Origin of the sequence: Draconibacterium halophilum, from assembly GCF_010448835.1 — a bacterium.
Lineage (GTDB): Bacteria > Bacteroidota > Bacteroidia > Bacteroidales > Prolixibacteraceae > Draconibacterium > Draconibacterium halophilum.
The window spans coordinates 4,355,752-4,370,686 of record NZ_CP048409.1 but is presented as its reverse complement, the minus strand read 5'-3'; the positions used below and the strand labels follow the sequence as shown (position 1 = coordinate 4,370,686).

Sequence of the window (14,935 nt, the reverse complement as noted above, 5' to 3'; positions counted from 1 at the left end):
GGCTGACGAAGGAAGCCGGAGGATGATATTAGGTAGAGCTGATTTTTACGGGCCAGACTTTCAAAAAAAAAGTCGCTCATTTATTAATGAACGACTTTCCTTTATAACAGGTAATCTACTAAGATTTACCTGATTTTTCACCACCGCAGGTTTTGCTGCAGTCGCCTTTCTTTTCTGCTGATTTCTCGCCTGAGCATCCATCAGCTTTTGCTTTAGCTTTTGAATCTGAACATCCTTCGCCTTTAGCTTTTGCTTCAGACTTTGTGGCTTTCTTACCCTCTTCTGTTTCTTTTTCTACTTTATCGGCGTTGTCTACAACCTGAACGATTTCATCGTTGGTAACAACTGTTGCTTCAGTCATTGCTAATGATACTCCGTAAACTGCAACAAACGCTAAAAGAAATAATACTTTTTTCATGATTTAAAATTTTAGTTATTTAAGAAATTTTCTTTTACTATGTTTATTCAGACTCAATATTAATAACTATATCAATAAAAAGCAAGCGCAGAATAAGATAAATATATCTTTAAATGCAATAAGGATGTTAATGTGCAGTATGTGAGGCGTGTACGGCGGTGTTAATGTGTTGTTAAAATTGGTAAGTATTAGTTGCCTAACCGGCAAACGGCTTCAGGAGTAATCAATTGTTCAAACTCTTTATCCGTTAAATATCCTGATAATAAGGCTGCTTCTTTAATTGACAAAGCACTGTTTTCAGCCATTTTGATGATCTCGGAACAGCGGTCGTATCCAATGGCAGGAACAAGTGCGGTAATGGTAGCGGTTGAGTTATCTACATTCATCCGGCAAATAACCTCATTGGCCGAAATCCCAACCACACATTTTTCGCTAAATATTTTGCTTGCATTTTTAAGCAGATTGATCGACTCGAGGAAGCTGTGAGCGATAAGTGGCAAAAACTGGTTGAGTTCAAGATTTCCGGCGCTACAGGCCTGGGCAATAACCTGATCGTTACCCATTACTTTTATGGCAGCCTGTGCAACTGCTTCAGGAATAACCGGATTTACTTTTCCCGGCATAATTGATGAGCCGGCCTGAAGTTGTGGTAAATTAATTTCAGCCAGCCCTGCGTGTGGGCCGCTCGATAACAAACGAAGATCGTTGCTAATCTTTAATAAATTGGAAGCACATGCTTTTAAAATACCTGAAACTTCAACAAATACATCAACATTTTGTGTGCCGTCAATCAGGTTTTCGCTGCGTGCCAAACCGATATTTGTGTTTTCACGCAGCTTGTCGACTACCCTAAAAATAAATTGTTTCGGCGCACCAAGCCCGGTTCCGATGGCTGTTCCACCAAGATTTACAACGCGCAAACGTTCTTCGCATTTATAAATGCGCCAGCGATCGCGGTTCAGTGCTTCGGCATAAGCACTCATTTCGCGGCCAAGCGTCGTCAGCACGGCATCTTGCAACTGCGTGCGTCCTATTTTCACAATGTGCGAAAACTCCTTTTCTTTTTGCTGAAAAGCTTCCTGCAGGTTCAGCACATTTTGTTCCAGTTCGCGCAATAAACGAATAGCGGTTACTTTAAGTGCAGTGGGGTAGGTGTCGTTGGTGCTTTGGTGTAGGTTGATGTCATCAAGTGGAGAGACAGTGGCATAATCACCTAATTCTTTTCCAAGAATTTGCAGGGCACGATTGGCCAGTACTTCATTTACATTCATATTGGTAGAAGTTCCTGCACCGCCCTGCAAAGCATCCACCAGAATTTGCTCATTCAGTAGTCCCTGGCTCATTTCAAAAGCGGCCTTTTCAATGGCTTCAGCTTTTGTGTTATCATCCCAAAAACCAAGCGAATTATTGGTTTGTGCGCAGGCCAGCTTAACTTCTCCATAAGCTTTAATTAGCTCAGGATGAACTTTCTGTCCCGAGATTGGGAAATTCTCCACTGCGCGAGCCGTATGAATGCCCCAAAGCTCATCCGCAGGTAGTTGCTTCTTTCCAATAAAGTCACTTTCTTCTCTTGTATTGACCATGATTTGCTTGATTATTGGATTACATGATATTGTTGTTGTGAACTCTTTTTAATGTTAAACTCTTGCTTCCAAAATTTATTAGTAGACCAATCTTCATGTGGTAAGCTTCCAGATAATTCATTGCCTGAGCTAAATGCACATCTTCAAGCTTTATAACTGCTTTTAATTCCACCATGATTTTATTTTCAACAAAAAAATCTACGCGGCGGGTTCCAATTTCAAAATCACGGTAGTAAATTGACATTACTTTTTCTCTATCGTATTCAATTCCCTGGTGATCGAATTCAAGCGCCAATGCTCTTTGATAGATTACTTCCTGAAAACCATTTCCTAAAGTTCGGTGAACCTGCATGGCACAACCGATAATTTTGTGCGTCAATTCTTCAAATTCCATATTTGTATTTGCTGAGTTACAAGTTTACCCACTAAAATACAATTAATTATGGAATCAGGGAATCAGGTAAATCTCGCCAATCATAGTACAGCCAATTAACAATAAACATCATCGCGTCCGGCTTTTACGCGGTTTACAAGTTTTTCGGCGCGTTGTTTTGCTACGCCGGTTAATCCAGCAATTGTCTCGTGAATTAATTTATCGCCAATTTCACGTGTTTCCGGCGATGCATAGTTTTGCAAGTATTCTTTAAACGAACTGAGTCCGTTTGGACCACAATGTAACCGAATGTCTCCCGGTTTGGCCAGGTCCATAAAATCCTGTCCTGTTCTTCCCATACGGTAACACGCTGTGCAGAACGACGGAATGTAACCCATTGATGCTACATCGCGAATCACTTCATCAAGCGGGCGATGATCGCCAAGACTAAACTGGCCTGAGATTGCATCATCTTCCTCGTATCCTCCGGGATTGGTTTTACTCCCCGCCGAGATTTGGCTAACTCCCAATGCAAAAGTATCGCGGCGCATTTTTGCGGTTTCTCGTGTCGACATAATGATCCCGGTATAAGGAACTGCCAAACGAAGAATGGCCACAATCTTGCGGAAATCGATATCAGAAACAGGGAATGGCGGATGCGATGCAATGTCGCTGTTGGTTGCAGGTTCCATGCGCGGAACACTGATGGTGTGCGGGCCAACCCCAAACTTTTCTTCCAGCTCAAAAATATGCTGCATCATCGCCATTATCTCAAAACGATAGTCAAACAGGCCAAACAATACGCCAATTCCTACATCATCGATACCGGCTTCCATGGCGCGGTGTAAAGCCCAAACTCGCCAGTTATAGTCACGTTTTTTACCGCCAACGTGTACTTTTTGGTAGGTTTCGCGGTGGTAGGTTTCCTGAAAAATTTGGTAGGTCCCAATACCTTCTGCTTTTACCTGTTTAAATTCATCAACCGTTAGCGGAGCCACATTTATATTCACCCGGCGAATTTCTCCGTGTTCATTTTTAACGCTGTAAACGCTTCGAATTGATTCCAAAACATAATCGAATCCTTTTTTCGGATACGACTCACCGGCGACAAGCAATACTCGTTTGTGTCCTTGGTTAATGAGCACTTCTGTTTCGCGCGCAATGTGTTCCTGCGATAGTGCATGGCGGTCGATTTCCTTATTTGTTGCCCTGAAAGCACAGTACAAACATTCGTTTGCGCATAAATTCGAAATGTAAAGTGGAGCAAACAACACCAGTCTTTTGCCATAAATGGTTTCTTTAACGGTGTTGGCCGTATTAAAAAGTTCTGCCAGCATCTCGGGATCGCTTATCGAAGTTAAAATAGCGACATCAGCAAGGTTTAAACCTTTCATTCCGGCAGCTTTTGCCAGTACTTCCCTAATTTGTGCGGGCTCGGGATTTTTGTTGTGCTCCAGTGTTTCCCAAACTTTGGCTTCGTTGATAAAATCGGCAGGTACGTTATACATATTTTTTTGAGTTAAAAGATCGGTTTTTATTTTTCTATTTTTTGGCGAGACCAGATTTTACAGATACACCCGGAATGTTTCCTAGTTTCCCGGTTAATTGGCCCAGCTCGTCGGTTGTGGCATCAATTACCAGTGTAATAACGGAATAGTTTTCTTTTGCGTTGGGCAGCCCGGTGCGGGCCAGAATGAGTTCAGAGTATTGACTCAGAACATGGTTTACGCTTTCTGATGATTTTTCGCGGTTTTCAATTATTATACCCACAAAACCCAGTCGTTTCATATATGAAAGTTAGAAGTTGGAAGTTGGAAGACCAAAGTTTTTTCAGTCAACAAACATCAAACTGGTTTTACAAATAAATTCTACGAGAAATTCAGGGAAAGCAGATTATTGATTAATCCTTCAACGTTAATCATTAATCCTTTTCCCTAAAGTCAGCCGTGGCCTTCCCGCAGGATTAGGCTACAAAAGTAATTTTAATTTCAATTTCTGTACATGAGAAATGTTGTAAAGTGCTAATGTTATGCAACCTAGTTCTAAAACATAACATAAGGTTTGGTTCTTGAGTTTTATTGCGCAGAAAAGCATATTTTTGTGGCTCAAAATGATTGGTTTGGATAAACAGGAAATCATACAATTACTAAAAGCCACAGGTGAAGAGCGGACTGCACTTTTAACTCGGGCGCAGGAGGTGAAGGTAAAAGAAACCGGGAATAAAGTTTATTTCCGTGGTTTGGTTGAGTTCTCGAATATCTGCGCGAAAGACTGTTTGTATTGCGGCATTCGTAAAGGAAACGAGAAAGTTATTCGTTATGATGTAAGCGATGACGAAATACTGGAATCGTGTCGTTTTGCCTGGGAGAATAATTTTGCCTCGGTAGTGTTGCAGTCGGGGGAATTATCGTCGCCGACATTTATTAAAAGGGTAGACGATTTGCTGAAAAAAATCAAGCAAATTTCGAATGGCGAATTGGGAATTACACTCAGTTGTGGCGAGCAAAGCCAGGAAACGTATCGTCGTTGGTTCGAAAGTGGTGCTCACCGGTATTTGTTGCGTATTGAATCATCGAACCGGGAATTGTATTACAAGATCCATCCTGAAAATGAAATTCATTCATTTGAAAAACGAATTGAAGCGCTTAGAAGTCTGAAAAATACAGGTTACCAGGTGGGAACGGGGGTGATGATTGGTTTGCCTTTTCAAACCTACGAACACCTTGCCGATGATCTTTTGTTTTTCAAAAAACTAGATATTGATATGTGTGGAATGGGGCCATACATCGAGCACGAAGACACGCCCTTATATCAACACCGGCATCTGCTGAAAACAAAGCAGGAACGTTTTGATCTGGCATTGAACATGATTGCGGTTTTACGCTTATTAATGCCCGATATTAATATTGCTGCAGCCACTGCTTTGCAGGCCATTGATCCGGCCGGACGTGAAAAAGCACTGGCCATTGGTGCCAATGTAATTATGCCGAATCTAACGCCAACTGCATATCGCGAAGAGTATCAGCTTTACGAGGATAAACCTTGTTTGGATGAGGATGCCGAATTGTGCCGCAATTGTCTGGAGGCAAGAATCCACATGGCCGGTTCGGAAATAGGTTATGGCGAATGGGGCGACTCGAAACACTTTTACATACGTAGCAAAAAACAACCTGAAACAAAAGGTTGATAACCATTCCGATTCAGGTTGTAATAAGAGCTTGGTTAAAGCATTCTTAGTAGTTTCTAAACATTTTGGATTTATATCTTTCCATTCAATTTATCCTGTAATTTCGTTAGCTTGTTGTAGTTGTCGATGGCCACAAAATAGTTTGGATCTTCCACAACGTTTACATCGCAAATGGCTTCTGCTTTTTTTACCAGTTTAATACAGTCTCTACTTAAATGACGCAGGTGAATTGTTTTACCGGCTTTTTGGTAACGCTCGGCCAGTTTGTTCACCGCTTCAATAGCTGATTGGTCCATAATTCGCGACTCTTTAAAATCAACGATCACTTCATTCGGGTCGTTCTGAATATCAAATTTAGTTTGAAACTGCGTGGTAGAGCCAAAAAACAGTGGCCCGAAAATCTCGTAGTGTTTTATACCGTGCTCATCAACTTTTTTACGTGCACGAATACGCTTGGCATTCTCCCATGAAAATACCAGTGCCGAAACAACAACACCAGCCAATACTGCTATTGCCAGATCGAAAATTACTGTGAGTGCTGTAACCAGAATAATTACGATCAGGTCGGAAACGGGAATTTTATTGATAACATTAAAAGTACTCCATGCAAAGGTGCCGATAACCACCATAAACATTACACCAACCAGCGCGGCAATCGGAATCATTTCAATGTAGGTAGATGCAACCAGGATAAACATCAGCAACATAATGGCTGCAAAAATTCCTGATAAACGACCACGTCCACCCGATTTAATATTGATGATACTTTGCCCGATCATCGCACAGCCACCCATTCCTCCAAAAAATCCGTTGACAATGTTGGCAACTCCCTGGGCGGCACATTCGCGGTTACCGCTACCACGGGTTTCTGTAAGTTCGTCAACCAGGTTCAGGGTCATTAACGATTCGATTAATCCAACAGCAGCCAGAATCAGCGCATAAGGAAAAATCAATTCGATGGTGTGTAAATTGAACGGAATTATAGGCACATTAAAAGTCGGTAATCCGGCTTTAATACTATCGCCACCTCCACTTTGGATGAAACTTTTTACTGTCTCCGTTTCAATGTTCCCAAAGATTACAATTGCAGTAACAACTAATATTCCAACCAGTGCAGCCGGTATAGCTTTGCTGAGTTTGGGCAGAACAACCATAATTACCATGGTAATTCCAACTAAACCAAGCATGGTGTACAAAGGTGTTCCGCTTAACCATTCACCATCGGCTTTAAACATATTAAGTTGCGAAAGGAAAATTACAATGGCCAATCCATTTACAAATCCCATCATTACCGAGTGCGGAACCAAACGGATGAACTTTCCCAGTTTAAAAACTCCGAAAAGCGCCTGTATAGTTCCGGCAAGTATTAATGTAGCAAAAAGGTATTGTAATCCTTGTCCGTCGCCCATGGCGTTTCCTTTCTGGATTAGGCTAACCATAACAACTGCCATTGCGCCGGTTGCTCCGGAGATCATTCCGGGGCGGCCACCAAAAATAGAGGTGATCAGTCCCATCATAAAAGCACCGTACAACCCAACGATTGGCGATACGCCCGCCACAAAACTAAAAGCTACAGCTTCGGGCACCAGTGCCAGAGCCACGGTAAATCCCGAAAGAATATCATCTTTTATGCTTCCCTGCTTCTTATCTATAAATTTAAATTCAAATCTCATGGTGTGGATTAAAACCCGGAAGGTGGGAGACCCCAGCACTTTGGCTGGTTGAAGGAAATGCGCTTGCATGCTCCTCATGTCTCATCCCGGGGAATTATTAATAAAAATTCAAAAAGACTATTCGCTTAATTGTTTTCAATTTCAGGGCGCGAAAGTAAAGTATTTTTACAGAAGACATGTTATAGAGCATGTAGAGGCAGGTATTGTTAATGTTGGGGTAAAATGCGGTTGTGAGGCATTAGAAGAAAAGACCTTCAAGGTTTCGGAAACCTTGAAGGTCTAAAAAAAGATGTAGTTTATTCTACAGCTGATATTTTAACGGCCCATGCTAAATTGCAAGGTAGGTTTTTTCGGATATTGGTGGGGATGGTGACTTTCACTCCTTCGTTGGTGTTTTTCCATTTTAAGTATCCCTTGGCACCAAGCAGAGAGAGCTTTGCGTCTTTGGCAGCTTTAATTCCTTTAACGGTAAATGAAGCTGGTAATCCACTGCCGTCCTCTTCTTCAAGGTAAATTGCATAAACAGCCTTTGTATCTTTTTGCTGACTTAGGCAAATATTATCAGTTTTATACGGAGCGATGGCACGAGTTGAATAAATCGCTTCGCTGTTTACTTTAATCCAATCGCCCATAGCCTCCAGCAATTTGTAAGCATTAGTAGGCCATTTTCCATCGGGGCCGGGAGCGATATTGTAAAGCAGGTTGCCGCCTTTTGCAACAATATCAACCAGCATGTGGATGGCTTCTTTTGGTGTCATAAACTTGGCATCGGGGACCCACGACCAGCCACCACCAGCAATTATACAGCTTTCCCATGGGTAAGGAAGTTGTGTTTCCGGCACTTTGTTTTCCGGTGTCAGGTAGTTTTGATTGGGGCCTTTTACCGCACGGTCAACCATAATCAAACCCGGTTGTTTTTCGCGTGCTTTTGCAGCAATATCATCCATTCGAATATCCTGGTTCACAGCGCGTGAGATTGGAAATCCTGAGGTTGAATTTTCGGCAACGTTGATATAGTAGTTTTTTATTTGCTCAGGTGATTTTTTCGACACCCAGCCACCGTCGAGCCAAAGGATATCAATTTTGCCGTAATCACTCATCAGTTCCATAATCTGGTTTTGAGTGAACTGTACAAACTTTTCCCATTCTTTCGGATGTGCTTCCGGATCGTAATTTACGTTTCTGTCCATGGGGGGAAACTTAGGATCCCAGTAATAAGGGCTGTTCCAATCAGGTTTCGAGAAATAAGCGCCTGCCCACAATCCTTCTGCACGGAACGCATCAAAAACTTCTTTGGTGATGTTCGCTTTTGGATTTACGCTAAACGCACATTCCGGGCTGGTAACTTTATAATCGGTGTATTTTGAGTCGAACATACAAAAGCCGTCGTGGTGTTTAGTGGTAAAAACCACGTATTTCATTCCTGCATCAGATGCTGCTTTTGCCCAATTGTCGGGATTAAAACCGGTTGGGTTAAACGATAGTTTCAGGTTTTCGTATTCTTTTTTGTAGGTAAAATAATCATCCGGGTTACTGCCTTTTTTTCGTTCGCACCAACCATAATCTTCGGGGCAAATCGACCACGATTCAACAATTCCCCACTGACTGTAGGCTCCCCAGTGCATAAGCAATCCAAATTTTAAATCCTGCCAGTCCTCTAATTTGTCAAGCACTGCCTGATCGGTTGGCCAAACGTAGTCGGTAATTTCATGTTCTAACTGTGCATATCCCATAAACGCCAGAAAAACCGGTATCAGCACCAATAGTTTTTTCATTGAATTAGTTATTTTATTTCTATTTTAAATCTTCTCTGATAAAGTAAGATCGGCAACAATCTTGCGGCCATGCAATTCGGTTGTTCCGGTAATTTGCTGCATTTCATTTACATTTTCGGCAGTAACTTTTCCGGCAACAAGAATAATGATTTTTCCATCTGTTTCTGCAATCATTTTGCGGATCACTTGCTGTCCTTCACGAGCAGTTGCTTTTCCTCCCGAACTGAGGATGCGTTTTATATTCGGAATGGTTTTCAGAACCCGCACACCTTCAACCGGATCATCCATTTCGTCAATTGCTTTGTGAAAAGTTACGGGCAGTGGATGAGCATATTCGGCAAGCAAGCGTGTGTTGGCTTCATCAATTTTGTTCTCTGCAGTTAACAGCCCAAAAACAACACCATCGGCACCGGCTTCTTTTGCCTGATCGATGGCTATTTTCATTTGCTCAACTTCTTCCGACGAATGAACAAAATTACCTGCGCGTGGACGTGTCATTACCATTACCGGAATATCCAGCCCGGAACATGCTTTTTTCATGTCCTCAAAATCAGGAGTTAAGCCATCATTTGCCAAATCAGAACAAAGTTCAATTCGGTTGGCTCCCTTTTTTTGTGCCAGTTTTGCTTCTAAATACGATTCAACACATGCTTCTTTAATCATTGTACTTCTTTTACATGAAAAGGTATCAAAGATAAATAATTAGGCAATAATTTATAAAAAAGAAGACAGTTGTTTAAATACTTTAAAAAGTAATTCATAAATGGATAAGCCACTTATATTTTGTTATTTTGCAGCTAAAATTACGAAATTTTGAAAACCAATTTAGTAACAATACTTGGCCCAACAGCAACCGGAAAAACAGGGCTGGCTGCACATTTGGCCTCACGTATAGATGGAGAAGTTATTTCTGCCGATTCGCGGCAGGTTTATCGCGGAATGGATCTTGGCACGGGAAAAGATTACGAAGATTATTTTGTTGATGGTGTTGAAGTGCCTTCGCATTTGGTAGATATTGAAGATGCCGGGGAGCATTACAATGTTTATCGTTTTCAGACCGATTTTATTGAGGTTTTCAACGAGATACAATCGCGCGGAAAGTTTCCGGTTTTGTGCGGTGGCAGTGGTTTATACCTTGAGGCGGTGTTGCGAAACTACAGGTTAATAGAGGTGCCACCAAATAAAGAATTGCGAAAAGACCTGGAAGGAAAATCGCTGGAGGAACTCACTAAAATTCTCGAAAATCTTAAACCGGAATTGCACAATGAAACCGATGTGGAAACCGATCGTCGTGCAATTCGTGCAATAGAAATAGAACATTATTATCGTGAACATCCGCAGGAAGATTCGGAAATGCCCGAAATAAACAGTTTGAATGTGGGAATTGATTTCGACCGGGAAATGCGCCGCCAAAGAATTACCACTCGCTTAAAGCAACGACTTGAAGAGGGCATGCTTGATGAAGTGCAAAAATTGCTCGATTTGGGATTAACTCCTGAGCAGCTGATTTACTATGGACTGGAATATAAATTTCTCACGCTACATTTAATTGGCGAGTTGAGTTTTGATGAAATGTTCAGCAAACTGGAAATTGCCATTCACCAGTTTGCCAAGCGACAGATGACCTGGTTTCGGGGAATGGAAAAGCGCGGTACAAAAATCCATTGGATAAACGGACATTTGCCGATGGACGAGAAGGTAGGCGAGGTTTTAAATCTTTTAAAAGCTTAACGTTTACTCCAAACCAGTCGTGCGCGAATTAAATCGGCACCATCGCTTTTACGAACCACGCTGCACAAGTGGTTTTCGGAATCAGTAAACTGTTTCTCTGAATAACAAGACATATTGTTGTCATCTCTTTCGTTATTTTATGGTTGGTTTAGAGAGTGTTAAGTAACATGATGGAGGCCAAAGTTTTTTCTTTATGCTTTTAGTAATTTTAAGTGTACAAAAAACCATCTGTTATGATCCTGAATGCATTGTTTCGTTCTAAATTAACCCATACTTATTCAATTAGGATGTAATTACGTGAAACAAGCTTTTTTAAACACGTGAAATGCTAAATGTGCTCAAGCCTGATAACAAAAGTTATCTTGAATATTAAAATCAATCATTAATAAAAAAAACAAAAAATGAAACACAAGGTTTTAGAATTTAGTTTATTGATTCTATTGGTTGGCTTATTGGTTGTTTCTTGTCAAAACAACGATAATGATACCCCAAACATAGAAAATCAAAAAGAATTATTAGAATTAGTTAATCCAAACGACACGATTGTTGTAAGTAACCACCCCGGAGTAAGTGTTTACAAAACAAATGAAGATTATGTTAATTATGTGTGGGTGGTTGTACTATCTGATGGTCAGTTAAGTTCGATCCCTGCCTATAGCTTAGCAGATACAACCGGACGGTTAAAGACTGCCGAAAATGGTAATATTATATCTAATGTCCGATGGAAATTGGAGAATGGATACATTGTTTCTCTGGAAATAGATTTGGAAGCATCTTTTACAAATATTACAATTGACGAATACGTTAAATATAATATTCAGCAAGGTGTGACTTGTTGGCCCAACCCATTGATAAAATCCAGGATAGTAGATTCTAATCCATTTACGGAATTCTATCATATGGGATGCAACGATTGTAAATTGAAACAGTTTACACTAGGCCAAATTACAGAAATGATTAATGACGGAACCTTAGAAGACCATTTTGATAAAATCAAATAAATATCAGTCCTTAAATCAAACAAAATGAAACAGTTTTTTTTATATCTGTCATTTATAGCAATAATTTTATTATCGGCCTGCGACGATGATAATGATTGTATGGATACTGCATGTTATTCCGAACCGGAATCATTTAAATTTGAATTTGTAGATATAAGCACCGGTGAAAACCTGATTGAGAACGGGGCTATCGGTTTTGATGACATTAGTGTACTTGTTACAACAACTGCAGATAGCAGTTATATTATTTATTCGATAATGACCATAGCTCAATACAACAATATATTTGTAGTTTCCGGTATTGGTGAACAAACCGAACAGGTGAATTGTGTGATTAAAATCTGCGATGAAGAAGTGTTACATTTATTTGTTGATGCTGAAAGGCTTGCAGAAGATTGTTGTTCGTGGACACATTTCAACGAAATAACCATTGAAAATACAGATTACGAATCGATCAAAGGTTATGATATTTACACGATAAAAATTGATTCGTTTTGCCCGTAACAAAATAACTTAAGGAATAAAACCCAATGCAATTATTTATAGTTGTGTTGGGTTTTTTCTTTTCTCCCAAACAAGCCGGGCGCGAATCAGATCGGCTCCGTCGCTTTCGCGAACAACACTACAAATATGATTATTTTTATCCAGTATTTGTTTCTTAATTCCCAGTCGGTCGTTTTGAATACCCTCTTTTACAAAATTTACCTCAAATTCGATGAGCTCATTCGCTTCATGAAAATCAAAATCGTAACTGTCGATAATACGTTCAAGATAACGTCCGCTATTAAAATGTTGGTTAACGTCGATCTCGTTAAAAAGCACCGGTGTAAAAACCACTTCGTCATCTGATTTTACCGGCTTAACTTTTCCGGCATTTATGTCCAAAACACGTTCGTCGTGTAATGGAATGGAACCGAGTTCCAGTTTTACAATCCGTTTTGTTTGCTGATTCAGAACCAGCCAACTGGTTGTAGCCTGAATGATACTTTCTCCGTTTGCGTCAATAAAATGAATGTCGCGAAGTGCCAGCAGCCCGTCAATTCCGGCGGGCCAGGTTTCAACCGTAAATTTTTCACCCCATTCAGGACGTCTTTTTATTTTTACCAGCATGCGCGATAACACCCAAAACTGTTTTTCCTTTTGGAGATTAGCGAATCCGAAACCTAGTTTTTCGGCGTGTTCCCAGGCAATATCCTGCATTTGCCAAAATAGAAAGGAGGTAGAAAGTTTCCCAAACCGATTAATGAAATATGATTTTGTAGTTAATTCCTGTTTGTGTTTCATGCTAAAATGGTTTGATGCCCAAAGTGCGAAGCTGGAAGTTTAACGGTTTTAGTATTAAGCCCTTCGGAATAATCGCAAAAAGTGCTGATGATAAAAATAATACATGCCAAAAGGTTCTGTCTTTAATTCTTCGCGCTTCAGACTTTCAACTTCTTAGTTTTTATAAACTTTTTTGCAAATTTATTGTTCGGTTTTTGAAAATCAACAACAAATGTTCATTTTTGCGGCAAATTTAAAGTTTTATGGGAAAAATAATAATTAAAACTCCAGAGCAGATTGAAGGCATCAGGCAAAGTGCAAGACTGGCAGCTAAAACGCTGGATTTTGCTGAGCAGTTTGTGAAAGAGGGAGTACATACTGAACTTATCGATGATAGCATAGAAGAGTTTGTTCGTTCCCATGGAGCTGTACCTGCAACCAAAGGATACAACGGTTATCCAAAATCGAGTTGTATTTCTTTGAATAATGTGATTTGTCACGGCATTCCATCCAAACAAACTGTTTTAAAAGAAGGCGATATCCTGAACATTGATGTAACCACTATATTAAATGGTTATTATGGCGACACTTCACGTATGTTTACGGTGGGTGAAATTAGTAAGGAAGCTGAAGATTTAATTGATATTACCGGCCACTGCCTCGATCTTGGCATTGAGCAGGTAAAACCGGGAAACCGTTTCGGGAATATCGGATTTGTTATTCAGCGTTATGCCAAAGCACAAGGTTATAGTGTTGTATACGAGTTTTGCGGACACGGTGTTGGTATCGATTTTCATGAAGAGCCGCAAGTCGATCATGCTTCACGCAGAAACTCGGGACCGGAAATGAAACCGGGAATGATTTTCACTATCGAGCCTATGATCAACCAGGGAAAACCAAAAGCGGTGATTGATAAAAATGATGGCTGGACGGCCCGCACAATTGACAGTAAACTGTCGGCACAGTTTGAGCACACAATTTTAGTTACACCAACCGGCTGCGAGGTTTTAACTGATATTCATGAGGAGTATCCGATAACTTAAATTTCTCGTTTGAAAAGAATTGTCATTTCGACGGAGAATGAGGAGAAATCTGTAGGTTTATAGCTCTGATATAACAGATTTCTCACGACGTTCGAAATGACAATTCTTTTACAACTAAAAAACCGCCGCTCTAATTAAAGAGCAGCGGTTTTTTGTTTAAAATGAGTTATTCGTAATTACATTTTCCAGATTTTTGCATCCGTCATCCATGCTTCCACTTCCAAAGCAGCTTCTGTTTCTTCCTCAACGTCTACTGATTGAACTCCAAAGTAGTCAGTGTCTTGCATCCAGTCTTCCACTTCAAGTGCCGCCTCGGTTTCTACGTTGAAGTATGATGCCATTCCGTTAAAGTAGCTTTCGTCTGTCATCCAACTTTCCAATTCAAGTGAGCTTTCGGCTGCTGTTGCAACGGTAACTGTTGTGAAAAAATTATTTTCTGCAAGCATCCAGTTTTCTACATCTAATGCTTCTTCTGCTTCTACTGCTGCATATTTTGCATACGCGCTCATATCGGTTTTTGATGAAGCATCTGCTGATGCTGAACTCGCTTCAGTGTTGTCTGTCATTGCCATCGCTATTTGGCTGAAGCTGTTGTTTTCTAAAACCGTTCTCCAAAAATCCTGTGCATTAACTGTAATACTGATTAAAACTAAACTAATAATAACCGCCAGTGATTTTGTGATTGCTTTCTGAACATTGTTTGTTGTTTTCATGACTTTTCCTCCTGCTTTTGTTTTTTGTTTTCTTGTTTTTGTTGCTTCGACTTTTTTGTTTTTTGTTTGCTCGTTCTGTTTTCTTGTTTTCGATATTAAGACGCCTGAAAAATTGATTCGTTACAAAAATTTAGAACTTTTTTTAAAAATGTACTGGTTTAAAACCTGAACTGTG

15 protein-coding genes are annotated in these 14,935 nt (G+C 40.4%); 5 read left to right on the top strand and 10 right to left on the bottom strand.

The window, feature by feature from the left end; genetic code table 11:
* Positions 1-118 precede the first annotated feature (118 nt).
* The 5 genes from G0Q07_RS17775 to G0Q07_RS17755 form a co-directional block, all read right to left on the bottom strand.
* Positions 119-418: a hypothetical protein gene (locus tag G0Q07_RS17775; protein WP_163348417.1), complete on the bottom strand. Its 300-nt coding sequence runs from the start codon at positions 416-418 to the stop codon at positions 119-121.
* A 188-nt stretch (positions 419-606) separates the two neighbouring features.
* Positions 607-2,001, bottom strand: a complete 1,395-nt coding sequence (locus tag G0Q07_RS17770; RefSeq protein WP_163348416.1) for an aspartate ammonia-lyase — start codon at positions 1,999-2,001, stop codon at positions 607-609.
* A 19-nt stretch (positions 2,002-2,020) separates the two neighbouring features.
* Positions 2,021-2,395, bottom strand: a complete 375-nt coding sequence (locus G0Q07_RS17765; RefSeq protein ID WP_163348415.1) for a GxxExxY protein — start codon at positions 2,393-2,395, stop codon at positions 2,021-2,023.
* Between the two features lie 95 nt (positions 2,396-2,490).
* Positions 2,491-3,882 carry a [FeFe] hydrogenase H-cluster radical SAM maturase HydG gene (gene hydG / locus G0Q07_RS17760; protein ID WP_163348414.1) on the bottom strand — a complete coding sequence of 464 codons (1,392 nt, stop codon included), beginning with the start codon at positions 3,880-3,882 and terminating at the stop codon, positions 2,491-2,493.
* Between the two features lie 34 nt (positions 3,883-3,916).
* A complete protein-coding gene (locus G0Q07_RS17755) occupies positions 3,917-4,162 on the bottom strand; it encodes a TM1266 family iron-only hydrogenase system putative regulator (RefSeq protein ID WP_163348413.1) in 246 nt (81 codons plus the stop codon).
* Positions 4,163-4,484: 322 nt separating this feature from the next.
* Here G0Q07_RS17755 and hydE point away from each other — a divergent pair, with 322 nt between their 5' ends.
* The gene (gene hydE / locus G0Q07_RS17750; protein ID WP_163348412.1) at positions 4,485-5,561 is read left to right on the top strand and encodes a [FeFe] hydrogenase H-cluster radical SAM maturase HydE; all 1,077 of its coding nucleotides are present in this window, start codon (positions 4,485-4,487) and stop codon (positions 5,559-5,561) included.
* Between the two features lie 71 nt (positions 5,562-5,632).
* On the opposite strand, the gene G0Q07_RS17745 is transcribed toward hydE, so the two are convergent.
* From G0Q07_RS17745 to G0Q07_RS17735, 3 genes are all read right to left on the bottom strand, one after another.
* Positions 5,633-7,234, bottom strand: coding sequence for a SulP family inorganic anion transporter (locus G0Q07_RS17745; RefSeq protein ID WP_163348411.1), 1,602 nt, complete (start codon positions 7,232-7,234; stop codon positions 5,633-5,635).
* A 296-nt stretch (positions 7,235-7,530) separates the two neighbouring features.
* Positions 7,531-9,009 (bottom strand): alpha-L-fucosidase, encoded by a 1,479-nt coding sequence (locus tag G0Q07_RS17740; protein ID WP_163348410.1) that lies wholly within the window; start codon positions 9,007-9,009, stop codon positions 7,531-7,533.
* A 24-nt stretch (positions 9,010-9,033) separates the two neighbouring features.
* Positions 9,034-9,672, bottom strand: coding sequence for a copper homeostasis protein CutC (locus tag G0Q07_RS17735; protein ID WP_163348409.1), 639 nt, complete (start codon positions 9,670-9,672; stop codon positions 9,034-9,036).
* Positions 9,673-9,822: 150 nt separating this feature from the next.
* Between G0Q07_RS17735 and miaA the strand changes: the two genes are divergently transcribed.
* The 3 genes from miaA (at position 9,823) to G0Q07_RS17720 (ending at position 12,245) form a co-directional block, all read left to right on the top strand.
* Positions 9,823-10,740: a tRNA (adenosine(37)-N6)-dimethylallyltransferase MiaA gene (miaA, locus tag G0Q07_RS17730; RefSeq protein WP_246222932.1), complete on the top strand. Its 918-nt coding sequence runs from the start codon at positions 9,823-9,825 to the stop codon at positions 10,738-10,740.
* A 401-nt stretch (positions 10,741-11,141) separates the two neighbouring features.
* On the top strand, positions 11,142-11,741 hold the full coding sequence (locus G0Q07_RS17725) for a hypothetical protein (RefSeq protein ID WP_163348408.1): 600 nt from the start codon (positions 11,142-11,144) through the stop codon (positions 11,739-11,741).
* A gap of 24 nt (positions 11,742-11,765) precedes the next feature.
* The gene (locus tag G0Q07_RS17720) at positions 11,766-12,245 is read left to right on the top strand and encodes a hypothetical protein (RefSeq protein WP_163348407.1); all 480 of its coding nucleotides are present in this window, start codon (positions 11,766-11,768) and stop codon (positions 12,243-12,245) included.
* Positions 12,246-12,281: 36 nt separating this feature from the next.
* Here G0Q07_RS17720 and G0Q07_RS17715 read toward each other — a convergent pair whose 3' ends face one another.
* A complete protein-coding gene (locus tag G0Q07_RS17715; RefSeq protein WP_163348406.1) occupies positions 12,282-13,025 on the bottom strand; it encodes an acyl-[acyl-carrier-protein] thioesterase in 744 nt (247 codons plus the stop codon).
* 242 nt (positions 13,026-13,267) lie between these two features.
* On the opposite strand from G0Q07_RS17715, the gene map reads away from it, so the two are divergent.
* Positions 13,268-14,047, top strand: coding sequence for a type I methionyl aminopeptidase (map, locus tag G0Q07_RS17710; RefSeq protein WP_163348405.1), 780 nt, complete (start codon positions 13,268-13,270; stop codon positions 14,045-14,047).
* Positions 14,048-14,223: 176 nt separating this feature from the next.
* Here the strand turns inward: map and G0Q07_RS17705 are convergent, their stop codons facing one another.
* Positions 14,224-14,760 (bottom strand): hypothetical protein, encoded by a 537-nt coding sequence (locus tag G0Q07_RS17705; RefSeq protein ID WP_163348404.1) that lies wholly within the window; start codon positions 14,758-14,760, stop codon positions 14,224-14,226.
* Between the last annotated feature and the right edge of the window lie 175 nt (positions 14,761-14,935).